This window comes from Pseudohongiella sp. (assembly GCF_040877505.1).
Taxonomy (GTDB): domain Bacteria; phylum Pseudomonadota; class Gammaproteobacteria; order Pseudomonadales; family Pseudohongiellaceae; genus Pseudohongiella.
In genome coordinates this window covers 20,185-44,287 of sequence record NZ_JBBDNQ010000029.1, presented here as the reverse complement: position 1 = coordinate 44,287, position 24,103 = coordinate 20,185, and the positions used below count along the sequence as shown (strand labels likewise).

Sequence of the window (24,103 nt, the reverse complement as noted above, 5' to 3'; positions counted from 1 at the left end):
TGATTTTTATTTAAGAAGCGGTTATATCTTAACCGAATGGGAAGCTATGTCTGATTCGCGCCTGAGTTCACCTCAATCCGGCTTAAAAGCTCTTATTGCCAAAGGCAAAGAGCAAGGTTATCTAACCTACGCCGAAGTCAACGATCACCTGCCCGAATCGATTTCGGATCCGGATCAGGTCGAAGACATCATTCAGATGATCAATGATATGGGCATCAAGGTGTTTGAAACCGCACCCGATGCCGATACCTTGTTACTGAACGATGGCGAAGAAGGCGGCACCGACGAGCTGGCGGCGGCCGAAGCCGCTGCTGCGCTGGCCGCCGTTGAGAACGAAGCCGGCCGTACCACTGATCCCGTGCGTATGTATATGCGCGAGATGGGCACGGTGGAGCTGCTGACGCGTGAGGGCGAGATTGTTATCGCCAAACGTATCGAAGAAGGCCTGCGCGAGCTGATGAAATCCATGTCCAGCTTTCCGGGCACCGTGGCGTATGTGCTGAACGAATACGATCAGGTGACTGCAGAAGAGCGTCGCCTGACCGACGTGATTACCGGCTACCTGGAAGTTGATGACCCCGAATTGCCGGCCGCCGCCGGCGCGGACGACGCAGCCGACACCAGCGCCGCGTCCGCCAGCACCAGCGACGATGATGACGACTCCACCACCATCGATGCCGATGACGAAGAAACCACGTCCGGTCCCGATCCGGAAGAGGCGCGCCTGCGCTTTGTCGATCTGCGCGCGCAGTACGAGCTCACCGAGAAATTGATCAGCAAGCACGGCCGCACCCATAAAAAGTCCCTGGCCGAACTGGACAAACTGGGTGAGATGTTCAAAACCTTCAAGCTGACACCCAAACTGTTTGAAGTGCTGGTCAACCAGGCCCGCGCCGCGCTGTTCCGCGTTCGTCGCCATGAGCGCGCCATCATGGCTCTGTGTGTACGCACCGCAGGCATGCCACGCAAGACATTCGTGACCACCTTCCCCGGCAGCGAAATTGATGAAAAATGGATAAACCAGTTTGCCAAAGGCAAGGAGCCCTGGGTTGCGCGCCTGAAGGACATCGCTGATGAAGTACACCGCTCCCAGCGCAAACTGCAGGCCATGGAAGCAGAAAGCGGCCTGACAGTCGCCGAAATCAAGGAAATCAACCGTGGCATGTCCATCGGTGAAGCCAAGTCACGCCGCGCCAAGAAAGAGATGGTCGAGGCGAACCTGCGCCTGGTGATCTCGATTGCCAAGAAGTACACCAACCGCGGCCTGCAGTTCCTCGACCTGATTCAGGAAGGCAACATCGGCCTGATGAAAGCGGTCGACAAGTTTGAATACCGTCGTGGCTACAAATTCTCGACCTATGCCACCTGGTGGATTCGCCAGGCCATTACCCGCTCCATTGCCGATCAGGCGCGCACCATCCGTATTCCGGTGCACATGATTGAGACCATCAACAAGCTGAACCGTATCAGCCGCCAGATGGTCCATGAGAAAGGCCGCGAGCCAACGCCGGAAGAACTCGGTGAGCGCATGGAGATGACGGAAGACAAGGTTCGACGTGTGCTGAAGATCGCCAAAGAGCCAATCTCCATGGAAACGCCGATCGGCGACGATGAAGACTCGCACCTGGGTGATTTTATTGAAGACTCAACGGTGGAATCACCGGTGGATTCGTCAATCGAGGAAGGCCTGCGTGAAGCCACGCGCGAAGTGCTGAACAGCCTGACCGCCCGCGAAGCCAAAGTGTTGCGCATGCGTTTCGGCATCGACATGAATACCGACCATACGCTGGAAGAGGTCGGCAAACAGTTTGACGTGACGCGTGAACGCATTCGTCAGATCGAAGCCAAGGCCCTGCGCAAACTGCGCCACCCGACCCGCTCCGACCACCTGCGTAGTTTCTTAGACGAGTAAGTCAGCAAGAGACGAGTAAGTCCATAAAAAGACGAGTAAGTCGGTAGAGAGACGAGTAAGTCAGCAGATAAAAAAAAGGGGACGGAGCCAAGGCTCCGTCCCCTTTTTTTATGCGGAGAGCTTAGATCTCCTGGTTAATGCGGACATACACCATTCGGCCACGAATATCGTGAACGAATGTTTCAATGCCGCCCAGGTTAAAGAACGGCTCAGGGAACCGGTCACCCAGGTTACGCGCACCCACTTCGAAGCGAGTGGCACGATCACCAATCAGGCTGTCAAAGGTGTAGGCATAGTTGGCATCAATGTAGGTCATGCTGGCAGCAGCCGAACGACCATTGATGGCAATCTGACCGGCCAACAGGGCACCCGAGTTGAACGAGTAGTCGAAACCATCAATCCAGCGAGCGCGCAACAGCGCACTGTGATTGCCCAGATTCCAGTTCATGGTAGCGTTGGCGCGGTACTCAGGCATCGGCGGTACTTCCGCGATGGACTCATTCTGGCTGCCAACACCGTCACCGGCCGGAATTCCCAGACCCAGGTCGTAGGAATATTCCAGAGCCTGTGTGGCATCCAGGTTGAACACCATGTTGCCGAAGCTGCCCAGATCCAGGTCATAACGCGCGTACAGATCGAGCGCGCGGTGCTTCATGGTCTGTGCATTCAGACGGGACACGATGACCCGGCTCATGACACCATCAACGTCACGGTTGATGTTCTTGTCCGAGTTGGGCCCATTGAACCACGCCAGCTTGCTGGCCTGGCTGTTAGGGTCACCACCGGCGGCCAGGAAAGCCTGGTAGTCCAGGTTAACCACCTGGTTCAATGTGGTGCTGGAAATACGATCTTTAAAGTCATATTCCGCATAGTCAACACCAATCGACAACGCGCCTTCCAGCAGACTCAATGACGCACCTACGTTAAACACATCGGCCGTTTCCGGTGTCAGGTTCAGGTTACCCTCGTTACAGGCCACGCGGAAAGCGTTTGAGCCATCAAACGGATCACCGGCATTCTGCAAAGCACAGGTTTGTGGCGAGTACAGGTCAGCCAGGCCCGGGGCAATAAATGCCGAACTCCAGGAACCACGCACGGACAAGATATCCAGCGGCTGCCACAGCAATGCCACTTTCGGATCGAATGAGTCACCGATAGAGCCGCCGTAGTCTGTGTAGCGACCGGCGATCTGGAACTCGGCCTCACCCAGGCGGTTGGTGGTCAACGGTACCGCCAGCTCGAAGAACGCAGAATTCACGTCCTGCTCGGCCGTATAGTCAACCGCACAGCCACCCTGGTGGTAGTCACACTGGTTACGCGCTGCATCAAAGTCAACGTCGACTTCGTCCTGACGATACTCGATACCAAAGGCACCCAGAATCATACCGGTAGGAATCTCAAACACCTCACCGGTTGCCGCCAGCTCCACTGACTTGAACGTATTCTCGGTCTGGGTCAGGCCCGCGATCGTGATAGCGTCGACGACTGCCTGAGAGTTCGCATACTGCGGTGTACCCGTGTTGGCACACACACGATCAGTACAGTTAAAGACCGAACTGGCAAACGGGTTGTAGTACGCTGTGGTTTCTGGCGATGACGGATCCGCCACCAGGGTGCCATTGATACCCTGAATCAGTGCCAACTGGCTTGAGTTCTTCTCCAGTGCATCATCCTGACCGAACTGATAGATACCGGCCAGCGATACCGCCCAGCTTGAGTTGGGCACTTCATAAGTCAGGGTATCTGCGAGCCTGATATCGAACCGGTCCACACCCTGCGGGAAGGCACCGTCATCATTCACAGCCGTTGGTTGTGTCTGCAGCTTAAATGCGTTTATACGCAGCTCGGTGATTCGCACGTCTTCGTTGAAGGGCACGCCCAACGCAGAGTTATAGGGATCTGCAGCGAGCTGCACAACACCGTTGGCATCACGCAACGGATTGCCATCAGGACCTGCCAGGGCGTATAGCGGTTCCATACCATTGCCACGGTTGGCCATGGCGCGGTAGGGGTTACCAGGGTGTTCACCCGCAACTACCGGCAGTTCCGGAATACGACCACCGGGGTTCTGCGGCGAACCACGGGTAAACGTTTCCAGACGTGACGCATTGATATTAAAATCATTGGTCAGGTTGTCATTAAAGCGGTGCTCATAGTTGGTCCACAAGCTCATCTTGTCCTGAGCGCTCATGAAGTCCCAGAACTCACCAAAATGGAAGTTACAGGTGGTACCCAGCAATTGACCACTGGCGTAATTTCCCTTTACCCCCACGTCGGTACCGGAGCCGTTGTCGATACCACAGCCCGGATCAGGTGTACGGGCAGAAGTACCGGTCAGCTGGCCGGAAGCATCACGTGTTGGCACGGCAAACGTACCCGGGTTACCGGTACCTGAACGCTGGAAACCGCTGCGCAGGAACTCGGGCCGGTCGGTCTGCTCCAACGTAGTGCGCGTGGAGTAGGACAGCGCCATGGCGAAATGGCCGTTGTCAGTCGCCGTACCCGTGATCAGTTCGTACTGTTTCTCTACCAGATCACCGCCACGGTCCTCCTGATGGAACAGACTGACGTCAGTGCCTTCATAACCCTTGTTAGTGATAACGTTCACCACACCCGCTACCGCATCAGAGCCATACAATGCCGAGGCACCGTCTTTCAGAATATCGATACGCGAGATGGCAATCTGCGGAATAGTTGCGTTGAGGTTGGTGTTGTTGGTGCGCTGACCGTCGACCAGGTTCAGCGTTGCGCCAGGGCCCAGGCCGCGCAGGTTGGCAGAGGAGGTAACCCCGCCCTGACCGCGCGCGGCATAACCGTTGGTCTGCACGTCGGTACCGTAATTGAATGTCTGATTGGCAAGTACTTCGCCCAGGTTGGGTGTCGCATTGGCTTCGATCGCTGCGGAATCGACTACAGTGACCGGTGACGATGAGTCGAAACTGTCCCGTCGGATTCGGGAGCCAGTTACAACAACTTCTTCGATATCAGCCGAGGTGCCTTGCTGGGCAACAGCGACCATGGGTAGTGGCAGCATGACGGACGCCGCCAAACCCATCTGTACGATGGATTTCTTCAGTTTCATGATTTCCCCTTTCTTTTATAAACTTCATTATTATTGTCAATAAAATACTAAGCGCATTGACTATTTTATCTCTTCGCTCAATCTCTACTGCATTCAAACATTAACCCAGCGAAAAGCTCGTTGATTGAACTACCAGTTAGACTTCACATAGCCAATTTCATGAAACGTCACCAAAATACCCATTTGTTTTTATTGGTTTCGCTACTGCACAAAAAACCGAGATATGACATACCTCAACTTCGCTGTCGCGAGAGAGTAGCCCAGAACTTAAAGCCAAGTCAATCAGTTGCTTCGACGGTTAACCTGAAGCCAATACCATGGTAAATTGCTTACCAGACAGCAAGATATTGTCATCGACCAAAAACGAGGTGAATCGGGTGCAGGAATTATTTGAATCGGTCAATAACCTCTTCGGTTTTATTGCCCCGATCTCCAATGCGGTTTGGGACTTCCCCACCCAGTTTGCGGCATACCGGGCAATACCCCTGCTCGGACAATTGTCTCTCGCGGTGATTATCCTGCTCGGCATGGGCATTGTCTTCACCGTTAAAACCCGGTTTGTGCAAACGCTGAGTTTCACCCGGGCGATACCCATCATGCTACGTAAACGCAGCGATCGGACCGGTATCAGCGCTCTGGCTTCCTTTCTGCTGGGACTGGCCATGCGCGCAGGTCCTGGCAATATCGTCGGCGTCACCGGCGCCATCACCGTTGGCGGTCCCGGCGCCCTGTTCTGGATGTGGGTTGCGGCACTGTTTGGCATGGCCACTGCATTTATGGAATCAGTACTGGCCCAGCTGTTCAAGGAAAAAAAAGACAGCGAATACGTAGGCGGCATGCCTTTTTATGGCCGCCGCATCATCGGCAACAAACGCATCGTCGGTATCATTCTCAGTGTCGCTTTTATGATCTACGCACTGTTCAACGTGCCGGTACAAACCTTTAACGTGTTTACTGCCATCGGCATGATTGCCGATACTGCCAGCGGCACTGTGTCTGAGCGTCAGTCAACACTGTACTACGTCATCGCCCTGGTATTGGTCGTCAGTTGCGCCTGGCTGATATTAGGTGGTATCCGGCGTGTCACCGCCTACACCAACGTGCTTGTTCCCATCAAAGCAACGGTGTTCTGTGTCATTTCACTGCTCATCGTGCTGATCAATTTCCCCCTGATTCCGAGCTTCTTTTCCGCCGTTGTTGTTGGCGCCTTCGCACCCGACGCACTGTTCGGTGGCGCCATGGGCGTGGCTCTGGCCGAAGGCGTCAAGCGCGGCCTGATGTCCAACGAGGCAGGCCAGGGCACCATCACCATGGCCGCAGCGGCTGCCGACAACGATCATCCCTGCGAACAGGGTTTTGTACAAAGCCTGGGTGTATTTTTCGACACCATCGTTATCTGCACACTCACCGGCTTTATTGTGGTGCTCGCGCATTTGTGGACCGATTCGGCCAGCAGCGCCGAATGGGCCACGGACAGCGCCTCGCGCATCGGCACTTATCTGGCCTCTGTGGAAGCACTGGTGCCCGTGTTTATTTCACAGACAGTGATCATCATTCTGGCAGCGTGTTACGCTCTGTTTGCCTTCACCACGTTGCTGGGCATGATTTCCTTTGCCGAGATATCGGCCAACTTCATCTCCCGCTCCACCGCGTTCATTATGGGAGTTCGGGTACTGGGCTCGCTGGTGTTTGTACCCTTCGGCGCCCTGACGGTGCTGGCCGGGCTGGAGCTGGGGAATTTATGGACCATCACCGACCTGACCAATATCATCATGGTCTACCTGAACATACCCATCCTGTTGCTCGGCGCACCGCTGGTATACAAGGCACTGGCGCACTACCGGGACACCAACGGCGGCAAATTTATCTCTGCCGACATCGGGCTGGAAACCGAGCACTGGACACACGAGAATCAGAGGCACCTGTAACGGCAAACCTGTAGCAACAAAAAAGGGCGCCAGGTCACGGAAATTTCACATACCGTCGTCAGAATGGAAATTCTGCCTATTTCGGAGGTTAACGCCATGCGCTCACCGCGTCGCCCGCTACCTGTACTAATAAGCCTGGCCGTCATCGCCAGCATGACCGCTTATCTTGTTCAGGCCCAAGGCCAATCAGATCGCGGACGCCAGTGGATTGCTGGCGACCACCATATCCACAGCCGTTTCAGCACCGGCTGGGATCGCGAACAGAATCCACCTGCCCCTATCCTGGGCGGTGACGCCATCTACCCGACGCCGATGAATGCCCTGATGGCGAGACATTACGGGCTGGGCTGGATGGTGACCACCGATCACGGCGGCCCCAACCACAGCCAGGTCAACCTGAATCAGGCCTATCCCGAACTGCAGCAATCCCGCATCGTGGTGCCAGATGTCATCCAGTTTTACGGCATGGAATTCGACACCCCCGGCGCCGACCACTCCAGCCTGATCATGCCCCATACCCAGGACGAGGCCCAGCGGTTACACAGCATCGAATCGAGTTTCAACAAACGCGAGCCCTGGCCCGCCGACCCCAGCTGGGATACCGAACCCAGGATACTCGAAGCACTGGATGTCATGAAAACGTTTCCGGAAACACCGGTAGTTTTCGCCCACCACCCGTCGCGCTCTGCTCGAGGTGAAGGTGAGTATGGGCTTTATACACCGCAGGAACTGCGCGCCTGGAATGACCTGGCGCCCGAAATCGCCATCGGCATGGAAGGTGCGCCGGGGCATCAGGCGGCGGCCCTGAATCCCGACGGTTCCATTGATGCGAATGGCCCGCGCGGCGGTTATGGCAATCACCCCACCATGGGCGGGTTCGATCAACTGACCGCGATTGTTGGTGGATTCTGGGACTCCATGCTCAGCGAAGGCCGGGACTGGTGGATCACGGCGAACTCGGACTCGCATGTGCACTACAGTGAGGGCGGCGTGGACTTCTGGCCTGGCGAGTACTCCAAGACCTACGTGTGGGCCGAGAAGAATTACCACGATATCCTGGATGGCATACGCGGTGGCCGGCTGTTTGTCACCACCGGCGATCTGATCACCGAGCTGCATGTCACTGCCGAATCCGCAGCCGGGCAAGCGCACATCGGCGGCACGTTAGAGGTGCCGGCCGATGAATCTGTCACCATCACCATCCGGTTTCTGGACCCCGACACCAGCAACCATCACGGCGACAACCCGTCAGTCGCCCGGGTCGACCTGATTGCCGGCGAAATGCGCGGCCGCGCCAGCGACCCGGCTACCGACACCCACCCTGAGACCGAGGTGCTTGCGCGCTTCACGGAAGCCGACTGGACTGTTGATGGCAACTATCGCGAAGTAAGTTACCACTTCGACGCCCTGCCCAGCGACCATTACATTAGGGTGAGAGGCACCAACACCGCGCAACTGGAACCCGAGCTCGACCCACGCGGCGAAGACCCCTGGTCAGACCTGTGGTTCTACTCGAATCCGATCCGGCTGCACGCTGCAGACTGAGCACTTACAGGGTTTCTACAAACGCCGCCAGATTTTCTATGTCGCGCTCCGACAGGGCTTCCGCAGATGGCCACATGAGTGCACTCTGAGCACCCCGGGTTTCGCGGTTCTTGTAGGCGGTCAGCGCCTGCGTGATAAACGCCGCGTCACGCTCCTGCAACTGCGGCCCGATACCACCCTGACCATCGGCGCCATGACAGGCCTGACAGCTGGCGTAGGTCTGTTGACCCAGCTCCGCAGGACTGGCGGAGGCAGCCGCTTCCGCCGCCGCACGCTGCTGTTCGACGATGGTGCCATTGGCCGCTATATAGTTCTGATAACACTCACCAGAACAGGAGTGGACACTGGGGCGGGACTTGACCTCCAGATCCGAATAGGCAATATCAAAAATGACAAAGGCAAAAACAAGGGCAATGGCGGGCAGGACAAGATTTTTCATGACAACTCCTGAATTGATGGGCCAGTTAAATACGCTGACTGCTGATCATCGGATTCAGGGCCACCGGGCAAAATCTTGCCTGGCAAACCGGAATGGGGCTGGCAACCTGGCGCGCAGAACCTTATAATCCGCCTTCCGCAGTACCGCGCGGGCCTATAACTCAGTTGGTTAGAGTAGCGGACTCATAATCCGTTTGTCCCTGGTTCGAGTCCAGGTGGGCCCACCAATTTATATTAATAATATCAATACGTTGCAATTATTTGCGCGTTAAAGTAAGCGCATATTATTGCTTGCACACCGCTTGCACACTCCCATTCACTTCTTGCACACCTTTTTGTTTGTAGTGCCGCACCTCCTGAAGAGCCCGAAACACGCGGCCCAGCCTTAGCTAGCGCTATAAACAACGACTAGTTTCCGCACAAGACCATCTGCCCTATTCTATCTTAAAGGCTCTTTTGAAGTGGCCGTGAAAACGGGGTAGAACCCTCCTTTAGTATTCGCTTACCAGCGTCATCACCCTCAATCAGCGCGACAGCAAGCGATAAGCCTACTCTCCGCAGTCCTCGAAGTTTGACTCAAAGCATTTTGTAGCGAGTACTTGAGCTTGTTCTAATGCTTGGGTAGAAAGTCGTGCTCTGATGTGATCTCTTGCGTCTGCTGCTTCAGTGTCTCCTCGAGCCGCCGCTACTGAAAACCATATATAAGCTCTTTGATCATTCTGTCTGACACCGTTGCCGTTTATATACTTAATAGCCAAATTGTATTGAGCGCCAGCATGACCTTGCTCAGCTGCCAACCGATACCATTTGACTGCTTCGTGAAAGTTTTGTGCGACGCCATCGCCGTTGTCATACATAAGAGCCAAGTTGAATTGCGCATCAGAAACACCTTGCTCAGCAGCCAATCGATACCAATCGACTGCTTCTTGAAAGTTTTGTGCGACACCATCGCCCTTGTCATACATGAGAGCCAAGTTGAATTGCGCTAAAGCAAAATCTTGATCAGCAGCTAAACGATACCACCTCACAGCTTCTTGTCCGTTCTGCGCAACACCCCTGCCATTTTCATACATATTACCCAAATTGAATTGCGCATGAGCAAGACCTTGTTCAGCAGCTAAACGATACCATCTCACAGCTTCTTGATAGTTTTGTACAACACCTCTGCCGCTCGAATACAAAACACCTAGGTTGTACTGAGCAGAATCAACGCCTTGCTCAGCAGCTAAGCGCCACCATTTCACAGCTTCTGAGAGGTCTTGCTCCACACCTCTGCCATTCGCATATGCCAAACCCAAATTGTATTGAGCAGAATCATCGCCCTGTTCAGCTTGAGCGCGGAGGGCATCAATCTGAGCAGTCTGAGCGGCGACTTGCGTCACCGAAAATAAAAGCGATAATGCGATAATGATCAAAATTCTCATAAACCTTTTCCTTCGATACATTGTGATGCCATCCGCTATCGCTCTAAACTCAACACTCACTCGCGCAGGGAGTGAGGCGATTCGCAAAGAAAGAAACTGTAGCTGTGATTGGCTTTGTTAGAGCGCAACATAATCATACTGAAAGATCACCGTCTTTGCTTAATTTCGCCACTTCTTTAGAGAACAGGCTTAGCAGCTCACCGTCATTCTCCATCGCGGCGCAGAGCCACATTTTAAACAGACCGACTCCAATACTAGTCATTTGATCTTCAGACCACATCTGCTTTTCAAGCATGGATAATCTATTTAGGTATTCAAATTGCTCTTCTCTCGATGCCTTCTGAAATTCCTCAACATTATTATAGTTTTTTAAGAAAATTGAGTTGGCCATATTGATGCTGTGGCCCACAGCTATCCTAGCGATTCGATTTGCTTGATTTAGAGATGTGATCACTGACTCAAACTGTTTTTTAAACTCATCTCTTTCTGGATTCGCTTTTTTCTTCTTGAACCATGACATTTATCGAATCTCGCTATTGCGCTTTAGTGCTCGCTTCAGCTGTGCCGAAGCCGTAGCATTTTTTTGTTAAATTTTTGGGCGTAGCTAGTGAAATAAAAACGAGTAGGTTTTGGCGTCAAACTGGAAGCGCTTGTTAAGAGCACGTTAGCCTGCCCACCCTTTTCCAGAATTCGCCTCGCTAATGTTTCCCTTATATATTTTTTTATTTCCAAACTCATCAATCCACGAAGCTGCATCATTCCTGAAATCAATCACGGCTCTTTGCCCTTTTGATCCGATAGCAATTAACTGCCCGTTTTCCCACGCAATATCGATCGGATCGAACGGAAGCATGTTTCCCTGCGCTATTTCAATGTTATCTGGCCATCTATTAATAGTTGGCAAATCCAACACCTCTAAGGCGTGGCTATAGATTTTTCTGGATGTCTCCAAACTTATTGATGATAGGCTTTTTGATTTGCTACTCCTGGCGTCATGCTCTAAGTTATTTCTCCAGTCTTTGACCAGCATGAGTTCTGTTGCCAAACTCTCAGGTATTAATCCTCTTTCCTCGCACTCCTTAATAATTTTCTCCAGACCCCATTCCTGATGTCGGTTTTGTTTCTCTATGTAAACTTCAAACGTAACACCCTTCTTTTTAAGTAGAGATTTACATATCTGCTCGATTAATCGCTTTGCAGCAAGAATACATTCCGTGTACTCACCCTTCATGTGGGCCGTTATGGCACGATTTGCCAGATCTCGAATTTTATGAATCATGTTCATCGATAGCTCTTACTTCAAATACTTATCCGTTTTGGCTAAATTATTTCTGATTCCTCATCAGAATCCGCTTAGGTCAAATTCCATACGCTCAAATACTTTTTCAAATGATTGTATTGAGGATTTTTTCTGAGACCAATACATAAAAAACATAAGTAACCAAAGAGGCCAGAAAAATATTCCAATCATAAACGTAAACCAGAACCAACCATTGGTTTTTGTATCTGCATCAATCATGACTTTCGCTCTATTGTCTTTTGTCTGAACGTTTATTTTCCCCTTGATTGATACAATCGGGTTCAGAAGCTTTGTTTTAACACGACAGTAAAGTTGAGGTTCGTTATCGGTACCTGCACCAATTTCTACTTTATCAAACTCCTTTCTTAGAGCGTCTTCGATTTTCGACATTACCTTCTCCTTTGGCAATACCTCTTCAAACGCAATGACTTTAGTGATCGTAAGTGCAGACATTTGTCAAATCTCCATTTTTCCATTTTCCCAAAAGGCTAATACATAATATTCGTGCCATTGTTTTCCCAAAAAGCATAACGCCTCAATCAGCCACTGTAGCGGACGGCTGTATTGATTTTTTATGTTCTATTTCGATACTGATAAGGTTTTCGATTATTCCAAGATACTCTTCGTTTTGTGCTCTAAGAAATTCTAGATTAGATGCAGTAGCCGCAACTTTCGTTTGAAGCTTAATAATTTCCTTGTCTTGATCTGATACTTCATTTCTAATTTTAACTAGCTCTCGGTCCACAGCAGCACCTCCAATAGATGAATAATAGTTCTGAGCAAGAGATAGAGCCGCAATCATCGTAGTTAAAAATGCAACATAGAACATCTTATTTGATGTTTTGCGCTGATTATCAAGGGATTTGGCCGAAAATAGTGCTGTAACAAATTGAATTTCGCTTTCATTAGAGCTTTTATTAGCTCGATCAATAACATCTTCTAGCGAAGCCGAAAGGTATTCTTTCCCCGTCGGTCTGTCACCTTTATCCACGAACTCAGAACCCATTATTAAGATGAACCTCTTTTGTAAAATAACGCTCGCCTCAAGTCGCGCGTACGCGTCACTTTACAAGCGCTTGCTATACATGGTATTTCTCATTGAGTGATTTCAGTTGCTTTATATAGTCCGTTGTTTTTTTAATGGACTCATAGGGCACTTCTGCTGTTACAAATTTTCCTTTGCAAGCATTACAATGCCTCACCCTCAAGAAAGGCTGGACACCAGAGAGTACTCGCTGACCAGGTCGACTCCTATAGACATTCAGCTGGTTAATCGGGATGCTTTCGCAGAATGTGTATTCGTCGCAGGTAGGGCAAAAGACTTTTGTGCCTGACATCAGATAATCTCCGTTAAATGCCGTACTTTGTTCTTATCTCAGAGTTCGTCTGGATCGCAGACAGAGCATCAGATGTCCCTGATCCAGAGAAATCACACTCGATCGAAACGAGAGGATAATCTGAACTTGATACATTTCCATCACTGTTAGTTGAAATCGAACTGACTAGTTGACGCTCAACGATTGCAAAGGTAATAGCAGTTACTTCCCTCTCCAACGCTAACTCTGAGCACCTTAGAATGGCGAAATCAGTCGCCCTTTCTAAAGATGTTCGAGAACGTCCTTCGAACGATACGAGGTGTCTATTTTGGCCAATGATAGAACTGCTGTAGCCTGAGCGACAGCCAACTTCAAAGCGCAAACGTTCTACAATGTCGCACTCAAGCTTCTGAGAATATGGAGTTGGTCCTAAAGATAAATCACTAGCGCATCCTGCAAATAATACAGATGTTGCGATTAACAAAATGTATCTCGTCATTCCTTGCCACTCCATAATTGCATTACAGCCGATTTGTTAGGCCTTCGGCCTTATAATAATATTTACGGTTCAACCGCCCATTTCGATATTTTGAATCGATAAATCATTGAGTTTACGCTTAATTTACTGATTTTAGGTATCAATGATTGTCGAGAGATTAACGGAAAAATTGGAGATTGGGTAGTTTTTCGCGATCTCGCGACAAACGGAAGGGGATACGGGATAAAGCTGCGACCATCTGATCAAATCCCTACCAAATCCACAGCGTTACGCAGCTTACCTGCTGATATTTCGATATATTTTTGAGTTGTAACCATACTCGCATGCCGTGCCAACTCCTGTATTACACGCACTGACACGCCCTTTTCACTGAGATTGGTTATAAATGAACGCCTGCCGCTATGTGATGAAGCATTCTCGATACCTGCCTCCTTGTACAGAGTGCGAAACAGGTTCTGGATTGTCTGAGAGCTAAACCCTTCGCATGTTTTTTGGGACCGAAGCAGGAATCCTTCACGATTCTTAAGTAACTGAGGGTTCTTGCTGATGTACAGGCCTATTTCCTTACGAAGCGTCTCATTAACTACCACTTGCTGATCTGAGCTGCCCTTTGTTTGATAGGACTTCAAGTAGATCGTGTCTTTGACTTCAACAATGTCGTCCCTGACGGACAAAACGTCCTTTACCTTAAGTTGGGCAATCTCACACGCACGCAAACCGGCCAGAAACGATAAGAGCACTACTAGTCTATTTCGGTCCTGATACCTCGTTACCTTCACGATCTTCAGAAGTCGCTTCAATTCGTCTTGGTTGAGTACCTTGGCTTGCTTCATTATCTAACTCCTCATCGATGAGCGGACTGATGACAACCTTACGAACTAGTAATAGCTCCTGTAATTCTTTCTCTGTCAGCTTCCAGTCTCTCGTCATATTATTGAACTATTGTTTGCTTTCGTTAAAAACAATAATAGTTTCAAACTTTTCGGATTCCTACTGAAATCCGAGGAGACTGCTATCTATTGTATTTATTGGGCTGGCAACACTATTGTTGGCTAATTGTAATTTTCATACATTATTACTCGACATGGAAATGCTTGCATATAAGTAGACATTACTTTTCTCAGCAAATAGCTGCATGGGCACGACAGAGAGCCCTGAAAGGTGAATAACAGGCTCTTAACTCATTAATAATGGGCACTAGGGATAAATACTATAAACAGCAGACAGGAGCACACATGCTACTACACGAAATATATTCAAACCTAAGCCCAAGGAAACGCAATAGTGTGCTTGATATTCCATTACGATCGAATTGGGACTATCGAACCGGACCACTCCCACAGACTGATGTCGAGCGGAAGCTTGGCAAAATGGAGAAAGAAATCCATCGGGATCAGACTGAACGCGATATTCAAGTCCCATTCCATATGATGAATGAGTATTACGATGATTCCTACGAAGACATGGTTGATGAAGAAACCGAAAGTCACTTGCTTGATCGCGAAGTTAATCGCGCGAGAATGAGTGCGCGCGGCATTACTCCTCCGAAGCCGCCGTATCCCAATAAAATTCGATAAACGGGCTGAGAGCCTGTACCAGACCATTTGTTGCTCACCGATACAGGCATCCCTGAAAAGGTCTACCTCGTGTTGACCAGTCTTAAGAATCAGTCAAATCAACATGTATATGCTTGATTTATAGGTAAAACCATTATTTTGCGCTTAATTATTTAACATTGCATAAATAAGGGTATGCAAACAATCAAATACGATAAACAAGAACAAGACGCAGGTCTGCGCCTGCAGGCGTTTCATGATGTCTACACCTTCATTACGGCCGGGGATACAGGCGAACCTGAAGAAAAGCTACATCTCTTCGTCACCGCGCACTTCGCCAAGAGAAAGCAAATTGACGTACACAAGTGTTGCTCTCACTTCCGCAACCGCCTTGATCGCGTAATCTTCCGGAAGGGTAACCACAGGTTGTATAAAGCATTGTGGCTTGAGGAGGGTGCCCAGCTAACAAAAAGCGCCTATAACACCACACACGCACACTGGCTGATCGAAATCCCGGAAAACGTCTCGGAGACGGCTTTTCGATGTGTCTTCAGCGACCTGTGGGTCGAGATCTGTGAGCACCGCGATATCAGGTTCGAATATGTAGACTTTGGACGAGGCGGAGTGCATGGCCTAATAAACTATGGCCTGAAGGAGTTCAGCAAAGGCAATCGTGGGACGTTCATTGAAAGCTGCTCTGACAACGCAAGACTGCAAAAAAATCGACAGCCGAATCGACGACAACAGCGATAAGCGCCTGACATCAACCCGAATCTTGGTGGAGTTTGCAATGCGAACCCACTGTCAGAGATGGAGGCCACTTGAAGTTAGCTCGCAAATCGTAGTGAATACCGGAACTGTTTTAATTAACAGTGCAGTTACTATAACCAAAATAAAGCACGTAACGATCACACCGACATAGGAGAGCATATTGACCAGAACAGAGACAGTAGAAGCTATCAAGGTCGAACTAAGCAAGAGAGAACTACGGCCAATATCAGACAATGAGTTCAGCAAGCAATACCTGAATAGAAGCCGAAGTTACTTGGCTGTAATGAAACACAAAAACATAGATATCTCTGAATCTGCCCTATTGGCTCTATACAGGAACTTGGCATCGCTGAGCTCCTCATGGATGGATATAGCAGCGTCATCACCTTTGGCCACAACAAGTAGGGCATGGCAGAATCACTCGTTATATAAGCGACTATCGGAGACTGTATGGCAAAATATTTCCCAAGAGACAATATTATAAAAATAGGACAGCAGGTATTCCGCTGTACTCACTCCGGTAGCGCAAATGAGCACCTGAATTGAAATAAGGCTGTATATTTGAAGTCAGCGAGAGTTTCACGAAAAGAACCACAATCGCTTGGCAAACCATACTGTCGGTAGGCCACCAAAAAAAGGAAGCATAGTGAATATTAAAGTTATCACTATGCTTCCTTTTTAAGACACACCACCGGCAACCAATATCCCTATTTTAATTAGGGATAAATTTCATCAAAACGGATGGCTTCAGGGGTATATATTGCGAGCATACCATCAATACCACCAGCGAAATTAACTCCTGACTTGAAGGCATTTACGTAGCTACAGAAACTGCCGGATAGCGCTATTACCTTGGCGTAATCGCTGACCTGTTTGTCACTCAATTCAGGGTCATTGAATATCAAACGAATCACTGCTTCACTCCAAGTCTTCGTCTGCTGGCTTTTGAGTATGTCTAATAGCTCCCCGGGATCAACTGAGCGCATATAATGCAGCTTGTGCCTGATGCGCATATATAACCTGTAAGCTACTTCCAGCTTGTCTAGCACGTCAGTCTTTCGGCGGGCATCTGCCTGAAGCCGTTTGATGGTTTTTCGTGTGTCTACAGTTACAGCCTTGTTCTTTCCTTTCGTTCCATCTCCTGTATCTTTAGCGAACGAGGAAGGAACTACTGTTTTCCCTGTAGAGCCCTGTTTTACATGCATATTTAAATCTCCATATGATCCGAACAATCCAGCCGCCCACGCAATGGCGAATGTTCAGAATTAATTGTGCGTGACGGGAACAGCACTTGCTGTTCAAATTCCTCCATACTATTAAGTATGATATTGCGCACCATGACCTACATGGCAGTCAAAAAGACCCCACGAATCACCTCGCGCGAAATTTATGCATCCGGCTACGGGCCGGAACGAATTGTTAAAGAGCGTTTGCAGAGAATCGCAATGGATTAACTGAGCCGAGCAAAAGAGCGGCGCACCCGGCAGTAGCTAAGGCATGCTTTTTTGGCTTTCAGCAGGAGGGATATTAAAGAATCTGGCGGTATTAAGTAAAAGACAAAAATGTTGCCGCTTTCGGGCAAAAAATGTCTCGCATTCATGTACGGCAAGTAAAAGGCAACAATATCACTAATTTACAAGAGGATGTATCTGACCATCAATAGGGGCTGGCGTCTTCTGGGAACGAGAACTCGTCGTTCAGCAATGCATAAATTATTTTTTGTCCCTTTTGATTCAACCGGTCTATGTGCCTAACAGCTGAATTCATGGTTTCTCTGTCAAGATCTTTTAAGCGCGTGACTCCTGCGTCAATTGCGCATTTTTTAACTGTTAACCTGAACTCGTCCCATGCGGGCTTTCGTTTCCGGTAAGCCATAGAAACTACTTGCACTGAGCTGAGCCCCCTAAACCGCCTCCAATATATTACGTCAAGTTCTCTTTCGAATTGATTCGCCTTTTTAATGCTGAAAGATGGATTCTTATTGAGCTTTAAAACGTAGTCGCCCACTGCCTTGTTCGCAACCGAAATTAACTCTTTCCTAGTGCTTTTGTATAACCGGGCAGCCGTATTTTTGTCCATTTTCCTTGGAACTGTGCAATATACAATTCCCTCTTTTGCTACGATCTTTTCACCAGCCCATACAACCTGAACGTCTTTGAAAGATATTTTGTGGAACTTGAAGTAGTTCAGCATAAACCACTGACGAAAGTACTTTATCTCGTCCAGCCGCCTATCAAATGAGTATATGTCGCCCCAGAAATCCCATATTATTTGTAGATTTGGGTACCTGGTGCGCAACTTCGCCACCCCTACATGATCTTCAGCTATCTTCGCTATGCAGTACTTCCGATATTCATCCGAAGCCAACAGCACTTTAAAATAAGGAAGCGCGACATTTAGTGGGTGTAGACTTTTATTCGCATTCTGTTCCGTAGGTAAGCGATTTTTGGGACTCAAAGATTGAACTCCTAACCAGTAATTTGTTCAATATAGCTGACGGTGATCGGAACTACTAATGGGCGAGCTCGGCATATATTACATGCTTATGGGGTTACACATCGTCCTGTACGCAGTGTTTCCCGCGCTAGCAAACCATAACAAAGAACACGACCCACAGCACCTAAAAGCGCCTATCAACAGAATCTTGATCTCTTGTGTGTGTTTGATTTGCTAGCGCTGGGAACGTGCTTTCTCGAAAAGCAGAGCGCATTGACTCAACATGGTCTATAACTAGTGTACAAGCCAGCAGGAAGCAGTGGTACCCGCCCTTCGGAACGGTTTTTTTTCGCTTTGGCGTATCCAAGACCTCTTGGACTGAGAGAAATGATAGTGATTCTCAATTATCCGTTTGGAGGACATTCCACATAACTACGGTGCTTCACACACTAAAAGTATACGAATACCCCTCAGACTCTGTGAGAAGTGCTCTCGTTGGATATCAGGGATCACTAGTAGCTTGAATGCAGTGGGCAGCGGCGCAGCTTAGAATTAATGGTGTACGGTCGTATGCTACGTAATACAGGACCCAACTCATTTCACAATTCTAGTTTGCTATGGCCTTTGCAGCATGTGGTACGCGGCCTTCATCTCTGCCAGATCGCAGATAATGCTCAAGGCCTGACCCAAGAGCGCCTACACTCACAGCGTTCCGCACATCCTCGTTATGCAGCAAGTAGTAGAATTCATTAAATCCTGGCGCACCATACTTAGCAGGATCAATTCCGTTAGGACCAGTGGATAGCTTCATATTCAAGCTACGGGTAATGACATCAACAGTAGCACTTCCATCTGGCTTGATAACTGTCCACTTCAGTTCACCTTTGCCATTCAGAGACGGCACATGAGACCTTAAATACTCTCCCGTTTCGTTGATTTGCTGATGCACAACAGTAGCGAAATGCCCCGTGCCATCATTTATCAATATCCGGCTTCCGCTTAGGTAAGCCCCGTCAATTGTATTGTTGTGGAACTTGTCGGGATACGCATTGTCGGAAGCGATAATATCCACAAACCCATCGAAATTTATATCCTTGAAATCTAACCGGTGGGATCCACTGCCCACTAACTGCCAATTGATGAGACGGCTATCTGTCTCATCAATGTATGTGCCATTATCATTAATGAGTATTTGTAAGACTCCGTAAGGGTTGTTGTAGCTCCAAATTAAGGACGAGATTATGATATCTAAGTCACCGTCATAGTCTACGTCAATCCCTTTTGCAGAAACATCATGTGACAACCCAACAGTGTCGTTCCAATTTTTATTCAAAGGTTTGACTCCAACAAAGTCGTCTCGCTCGAAGTATGGTTTCGGAAGGACAGTAGCTCCAATAAATTCAGAAAGATCACTGGAGTACGATGCTATGATATTCATCTTTGGTTCGAGGCCTTCGCTCTGTAGATTTACTGCATCACCAATGACTAGATCAAACGTCCCGTCGTCTTGAAACCCAAGAACGCCAACTGCATTGCTTCCCCGTATATACCGCATGTGTCCAAGCGGCATTGGTGTAAATTCTCCACCTTCGTTCAACAGTACGAGATATCTGCTTTCAAAGGGTTCATTCCAACTTTGGGCAACAATATCCATGTCGCCATCGTTGTCGATATCATATGGAATTGAGTTATGGCTAGCAGTTAAGTAATCCGATTGTGACCACGACTTGTCTTCTATATTGTAGAAGTAGGTGGGAGAGTTGGCTTGCTGACCATAGGCGAGCTTCCCCTCATCTACACCCATAAATACAACTGATTGTGTACCATCGCCATTGTCGAGCACCCAGTTATGAGTGGCACCTTCGATTGGGTGATAATCGAGCGCTTCTGGCACCCCGTTCTCATACGTTATGGCGAATGCAGAGCCACCATTTGCGACCTCCCACACCCAGTTGCTGTAAAATACCATTTCACTTGATTCAGACAGTTTCGCGTAACTTCCGTATCCCACGCCATGTTTGCTTATGCTGCCGCCTACCTCAAAGGTATCTGTTCTCGTGGTGAACTTGTTGGGAGATATCTGCAGGCTGTTAAACCAGCCATTGTCTACATTGATGGTTGTAGGTAGATTTTCATAGAGGTCAGCTATGGCGCTCAGAACGGATGCATACTTATTCCACTCAGTGGCATCATATGCAGTAGCAGTCTCAAAATCTCTTATAATGGAGTCAGCAGATATTTTCAGTTCAACGATGTTTGAGTAAGGGCTAATTCCGTCGAGGTTGTATGCTTCGACTGCTAAGAAGAAGGCAGCGTCTTTCCACAGGTCAGCACCAAACTCTCTAACGCTCCCTACATCGATCGCCTGAATGGTATGTTCGCCTTCATACGGTGCAGGTGCGTAGTGAAGTCTATATCCTGCAGCATCACCGACACTAGACCATGACGCTTTTAGCTGGACTCCATCAGTTTCAATGGAGAGCTGGGGTGCAATCGGGGGCGATGAAAGTACTAGCGGGGATGCTAGAGCTGCCGCCACTGAGATAGATAGCCTAAGTGATTGATTCATAATTTATTGTTCTCTTCTCCTAGCAGCAGCCTAGCAACTAATCGACTGAAATGCAGTGGAACTTGCTATCACTCAACTGGGGGCTAGTGTAGTTACATGGACAGTCTGCATAAACACGGTACTTCGCACACAAATTGACTACGATTAGCCCTATGACGCGGCTAGACGCCCTATCGCCGGGGACAGTGACCAACTTTTAGCTTCATTGCAGGTACCCACTGAACCGCATGTATCCCGTCTAACAACGCCTATTAGGGGCCAGGCAGGCGCTAGGCCTGTACACGATTTCGTCAGACCACACAGGCCGACAGCTGAACAACAAAGTCAATATGTGACTCTATAACTCTTTATCGACTCCTTCTGAATCCTCCTCCACTATCAATGGCCGTTTAAAGACATAGAGCATTACAATTCTATGCACCCAAAGAATTATCCGTGCCAACATTCTGCCTATAAAAGCAAACAGCGGGGGTATCCAGCTTAAACTAAAATTAACCAGCCAACGAATCCCAAAAATATCAGTACTATTATTCCATTTTCTTTCATACCCATTTTCGTGACCTCACACCATTTTACGTACATGAGATTAGCGCTATATTTATACATGCGTGAAAACTTTCACACCAAGCGCCTTTTACATCGGTCCTATTTCAAACTCATAGTTTTGGCCATCGCGTCACAGAGCGCGCCCGCTCTGGATGTACCTATTTTGGGTACATTTTACATTGTCCCTAATATAGGTACAATGAAAAAGACACTTCACTCTCCCGATTATCAAAAACTCACGGAATGGCTAAAGCACCAACGTAAGGCAAAAGGGATGAGCATGCGTGATTTAGGGGAGAAGCTGGATATCAGCCATTCGTTCGTTGCAAAGATTGAGCAAAGAGAGCGCAGATTAGACGTAATAGAGTACACAGCGTACTGCAAGGCTCTTGGGGTATCGCCGCTTGATGGATTAATGCAGATTGGCAACGATCATTGAACTAGTGGGAATGTCCGTATGCCGATTTCGTCCGTTTAAAGGGCATTCTTAGTACTATTCATGTGCTTTCCGAACACAACTTGCCTACGAACACAGTCGTATTGATTGCTACGCTAGGCTAGTAGATCGCTAGTAAGAGACCTAGTAATTATAGCCCAATCATTTCATTCCACTTCTTCTACTTCGCCTTCAAACCAAAGCAAAGTTGCCGCATATCCATTTTCTTGAACCAAAACTTCTTCTATTAGAAATTCAGGAAGACTAAAACCTTCCGCATCATCGAACCAAATTGATGCGTCAATCTCATCATTAGTAATGCCACCCTCTAATGTGAAACTAACAGTCTTTGTGTGGCAACCAGATGGCAACGGTGAGCCTTTCGGAGCATTAAGCCAAAAAGGATTATTGACACCACAGAAACCATACAAAATCACACCGTTACGACTAAAAATTACAGCCACAGGATCGTCATAAAGTGCCATAAAACGGTTTGCACATGCCTGAAAACTGACATCAAATATGTCTGCGAGCTCCACTAGTGAACTCATCGACGGTTCACGACCAAACGCAGGCGCTGATCGAAATCGATTTACTGGCATTATGAGCTCTGCCGCAAAAGCATTTGCTTCAGCTTCTATCTGATTCTTTGAAGAGGCCCCCTTACTGGTCTGCACCAACATGTCCTTCGCGCTACAACTCATGTTGTGACCGTGTCTCGGAATCAAAAAATGCCCCAACTCATGACTAATTGTAAATCGCCTTCTATGATATATAGCCCCTTCATTGACGATAATAATCCCTTCTGATTTTGATGCATTTGCTACTAGTGCTCCTTCTAGATTGTCAAGCTTGCTGATTCGTATCTCACTAATTCCGACCGCAATCGCAATTTCTTCTATCGGAGTACTCGATAGACTTCCCTGAGGAGTTTGCCTAATAATCTCAGAAGCAATCTCTTTAGGCTGTGCTAAATCAGCCAGTTCCATTAGGTCGATACGTTGCATTATTTTTTACTCAGTGCGTCTGCCGCAGCTCGCAACACAGCCAAGTCAGAACTTGAAAGCCCTTTCTCTGCAAGCTCTCTAGCAAATGTTCTAATTTCAGGACTCTCACCAATCTCGCTTTGACCCGCTGTTACTAAGTAATCAACGCTAACACCATAGTAATTTGCCAATCGCGTCAACAAATCCATCGAAGGATTCTTGGTATCACCTCTCTCAAGCTCCCAAATATGCGACTTGGAGACTTCCACGACAGTTGCGACATCTTGTAAAGATGCGTTTTTCTTCATTCTTAGTTCTTTTAAACAAACGCCTAGTGACATAGCCCCTCCGAGGGTAAATAGCTCAAACATGATACATCTTACGAAATTGTAATGATAGATGTTGACATTCCATTGCTGTTCGATATATCCTTACGTCATCATACAACTATTTCATTTATTTTATGGATCCAGTTCGACCACACCACTAATAGCTGAGTCGTAACAGGTTGCAATAGATTAAGAAAATGTTGGATGAGTGCCGCCGGCGCATTGCATCTGATGATGCCTTGAAGTTGCCGACGACAATTAACTTTCCACTAATTGATAGAGGTAACTTAGCTATGAACGGTAAATTTCAGATATTTAACGGCTCGAACAAGCAGTATTACTTCCGACTTAAAGCTTCCAACGGGGAGACTATCGGTCATTCAGAAGGGTATATTGCAAAACAATCAGCAGAGAATGGGATTGCCTCTGTGCGAGCAAACTCCCAGTCCGACTCGCGCTATACGATCTTTCAAGGTAGCGATAAGCAGTACTACTTTAACCTTAAGGCAGCAAACGGAGAAATCATTTTGTCGTCGGAAGGTTATGTTACAAAGCAAGGAGCTGAGAATGGCAAAGAGGCTGTTAAAAAGTACGCACCTACAGCAGATGTGGAGGATTTGACTAGCGCCGCCACGTAGGCTTCAGGTAACCAGATCATGCTACCGACTGAGTTTTCAGTGTTAGTTGACTCGAACACTGTCAGTAGGTAGCTGATCTAAATATTCATACCGTATAACCATTTGATGTTTTGCTTTCTATATGGAGAAATCTAAATGAGCAACAAAAAGGATATTCATGTTGTACCTCACAATGGGACCTGGGCTACTCGCCGAGAAGGCGCGAGTCGAGTTGGCTCAACCGCTCGCACTCAGGGCGAAGCTATAGATAAAGCGCGCTCTCAGGCTCAGCGAGCTCGCGCCGAAGTCGTTATTCACCGGCCCGATGGTCGTATTCGTGATAGCGACAGCCATGGCAACGATCCATTTCCTCCACGCGATAAAAAACACTAATAGACGTGATCTAGCAGGGC

General features: G+C 48.5%; 22 protein-coding genes and 1 tRNA gene. 10 read left to right on the top strand and 13 right to left on the bottom strand.

Features of this window, described 5'->3' with window-relative positions; translation table 11 throughout:
* Window positions 1–46: 46 nt before the first annotated feature.
* Window positions 47–1,912 carry an RNA polymerase sigma factor RpoD gene (rpoD, locus tag WD071_RS10965; protein WP_368048418.1) on the top strand — a complete coding sequence of 622 codons (1,866 nt, stop codon included), beginning with the start codon at window positions 47–49 and terminating at the stop codon, window positions 1,910–1,912.
* A 121-nt stretch (window positions 1,913–2,033) separates the two neighbouring features.
* On the opposite strand, the gene WD071_RS10960 is transcribed toward rpoD, so the two are convergent.
* The gene (locus WD071_RS10960; RefSeq protein ID WP_368048417.1) at window positions 2,034–4,994 is read right to left on the bottom strand and encodes a TonB-dependent receptor; all 2,961 of its coding nucleotides are present in this window, start codon (window positions 4,992–4,994) and stop codon (window positions 2,034–2,036) included.
* Window positions 4,995–5,341: 347 nt separating this feature from the next.
* Between WD071_RS10960 and WD071_RS10955 the strand changes: the two genes are divergently transcribed.
* Together WD071_RS10955 and WD071_RS10950 are read left to right on the top strand one after the other, a co-directional pair.
* Window positions 5,342–6,922: an alanine/glycine:cation symporter family protein gene (locus WD071_RS10955; RefSeq protein ID WP_368048416.1), complete on the top strand. Its 1,581-nt coding sequence runs from the start codon at window positions 5,342–5,344 to the stop codon at window positions 6,920–6,922.
* Between the two features lie 96 nt (window positions 6,923–7,018).
* On the top strand, window positions 7,019–8,467 hold the full coding sequence (locus tag WD071_RS10950; protein WP_368048415.1) for a hypothetical protein: 1,449 nt from the start codon (window positions 7,019–7,021) through the stop codon (window positions 8,465–8,467).
* Between the two features lie 4 nt (window positions 8,468–8,471).
* On the opposite strand, the gene WD071_RS10945 is transcribed toward WD071_RS10950, so the two are convergent.
* Entirely contained in the window at window positions 8,472–8,906 is a 435-nt protein-coding gene (locus WD071_RS10945) for a cytochrome c (protein WP_368048414.1), read from the bottom strand.
* A 149-nt stretch (window positions 8,907–9,055) separates the two neighbouring features.
* Between WD071_RS10945 and WD071_RS10940 the strand changes: the two genes are divergently transcribed.
* A tRNA-Ile gene (locus tag WD071_RS10940) sits at window positions 9,056–9,132 on the top strand.
* A 321-nt stretch (window positions 9,133–9,453) separates the two neighbouring features.
* Here WD071_RS10940 and WD071_RS10935 read toward each other — a convergent pair.
* The 6 genes from WD071_RS10935 to WD071_RS10910 all read right to left on the bottom strand — a co-directional run bounded on the left by WD071_RS10935 (window position 9,454) and on the right by WD071_RS10910 (window position 14,277).
* Entirely contained in the window at window positions 9,454–10,329 is an 876-nt protein-coding gene (locus WD071_RS10935) for a tetratricopeptide repeat protein (RefSeq protein WP_368048413.1), read from the bottom strand.
* Window positions 10,330–10,462: 133 nt separating this feature from the next.
* Window positions 10,463–10,849, bottom strand: coding sequence for a hypothetical protein (locus WD071_RS10930; protein WP_368048412.1), 387 nt, complete (start codon window positions 10,847–10,849; stop codon window positions 10,463–10,465).
* Between the two features lie 144 nt (window positions 10,850–10,993).
* Window positions 10,994–11,614 carry a hypothetical protein gene (locus WD071_RS10925; protein ID WP_368048411.1) on the bottom strand — a complete coding sequence of 207 codons (621 nt, stop codon included), beginning with the start codon at window positions 11,612–11,614 and terminating at the stop codon, window positions 10,994–10,996.
* A 57-nt stretch (window positions 11,615–11,671) separates the two neighbouring features.
* Complete coding sequence (locus tag WD071_RS10920; RefSeq protein WP_368048410.1) at window positions 11,672–12,082, bottom strand: hypothetical protein; 411 nt, start codon at window positions 12,080–12,082, stop codon at window positions 11,672–11,674.
* Between the two features lie 82 nt (window positions 12,083–12,164).
* A complete protein-coding gene (locus tag WD071_RS10915) occupies window positions 12,165–12,635 on the bottom strand; it encodes a hypothetical protein (protein ID WP_368048409.1) in 471 nt (156 codons plus the stop codon).
* A gap of 1,051 nt (window positions 12,636–13,686) precedes the next feature.
* Complete coding sequence (locus WD071_RS10910; RefSeq protein ID WP_368048408.1) at window positions 13,687–14,277, bottom strand: tyrosine-type recombinase/integrase; 591 nt, start codon at window positions 14,275–14,277, stop codon at window positions 13,687–13,689.
* A gap of 453 nt (window positions 14,278–14,730) precedes the next feature.
* Between WD071_RS10910 and WD071_RS10905 the strand changes: the two genes are divergently transcribed.
* The 3 genes from WD071_RS10905 to WD071_RS10895 all read left to right on the top strand — a co-directional run bounded on the left by WD071_RS10905 (window position 14,731) and on the right by WD071_RS10895 (window position 16,255).
* Window positions 14,731–15,021, top strand: coding sequence for a hypothetical protein (locus tag WD071_RS10905; RefSeq protein WP_368048407.1), 291 nt, complete (start codon window positions 14,731–14,733; stop codon window positions 15,019–15,021).
* 174 nt (window positions 15,022–15,195) lie between these two features.
* A complete protein-coding gene (locus WD071_RS10900; protein WP_368048406.1) occupies window positions 15,196–15,753 on the top strand; it encodes a hypothetical protein in 558 nt (185 codons plus the stop codon).
* A 178-nt stretch (window positions 15,754–15,931) separates the two neighbouring features.
* Window positions 15,932–16,255: a DUF6626 family protein gene (locus WD071_RS10895; RefSeq protein ID WP_368048405.1), complete on the top strand. Its 324-nt coding sequence runs from the start codon at window positions 15,932–15,934 to the stop codon at window positions 16,253–16,255.
* Between the two features lie 232 nt (window positions 16,256–16,487).
* Here WD071_RS10895 and WD071_RS10890 read toward each other — a convergent pair whose 3' ends face one another.
* The 3 genes from WD071_RS10890 to WD071_RS10880 all read right to left on the bottom strand — a co-directional run bounded on the left by WD071_RS10890 (window position 16,488) and on the right by WD071_RS10880 (window position 20,776).
* Entirely contained in the window at window positions 16,488–16,976 is a 489-nt protein-coding gene (locus WD071_RS10890; protein ID WP_368048404.1) for a hypothetical protein, read from the bottom strand.
* A gap of 451 nt (window positions 16,977–17,427) precedes the next feature.
* Window positions 17,428–18,138 (bottom strand): hypothetical protein, encoded by a 711-nt coding sequence (locus WD071_RS10885; protein WP_368048403.1) that lies wholly within the window; start codon window positions 18,136–18,138, stop codon window positions 17,428–17,430.
* 676 nt (window positions 18,139–18,814) lie between these two features.
* A complete protein-coding gene (locus tag WD071_RS10880; RefSeq protein WP_368048402.1) occupies window positions 18,815–20,776 on the bottom strand; it encodes a hypothetical protein in 1,962 nt (653 codons plus the stop codon).
* 745 nt (window positions 20,777–21,521) lie between these two features.
* Here WD071_RS10880 and WD071_RS10875 point away from each other — a divergent pair.
* Window positions 21,522–21,761 carry a helix-turn-helix domain-containing protein gene (locus WD071_RS10875; protein ID WP_368048401.1) on the top strand — a complete coding sequence of 80 codons (240 nt, stop codon included), beginning with the start codon at window positions 21,522–21,524 and terminating at the stop codon, window positions 21,759–21,761.
* A 164-nt stretch (window positions 21,762–21,925) separates the two neighbouring features.
* On the opposite strand, the gene WD071_RS10870 is transcribed toward WD071_RS10875, so the two are convergent.
* Window positions 21,926–22,765, bottom strand: a complete 840-nt coding sequence (locus WD071_RS10870; protein WP_368048400.1) for an ImmA/IrrE family metallo-endopeptidase — start codon at window positions 22,763–22,765, stop codon at window positions 21,926–21,928.
* Complete coding sequence (locus tag WD071_RS10865) at window positions 22,765–23,085, bottom strand: helix-turn-helix domain-containing protein (RefSeq protein ID WP_368048438.1); 321 nt, start codon at window positions 23,083–23,085, stop codon at window positions 22,765–22,767. Before WD071_RS10865 ends, WD071_RS10870 begins: the two co-directional genes overlap by 1 nt.
* Before the next feature lie 281 nt (window positions 23,086–23,366).
* Between WD071_RS10865 and WD071_RS10860 the strand changes: the two genes are divergently transcribed.
* Both WD071_RS10860 and WD071_RS10855 read left to right on the top strand, forming a co-directional pair.
* Window positions 23,367–23,711, top strand: a complete 345-nt coding sequence (locus tag WD071_RS10860) for a YegP family protein (RefSeq protein ID WP_368048399.1) — start codon at window positions 23,367–23,369, stop codon at window positions 23,709–23,711.
* 135 nt (window positions 23,712–23,846) lie between these two features.
* Window positions 23,847–24,083, top strand: coding sequence for a DUF2188 domain-containing protein (locus WD071_RS10855; protein ID WP_368048398.1), 237 nt, complete (start codon window positions 23,847–23,849; stop codon window positions 24,081–24,083).
* Window positions 24,084–24,103: the final 20 nt, after the last annotated feature.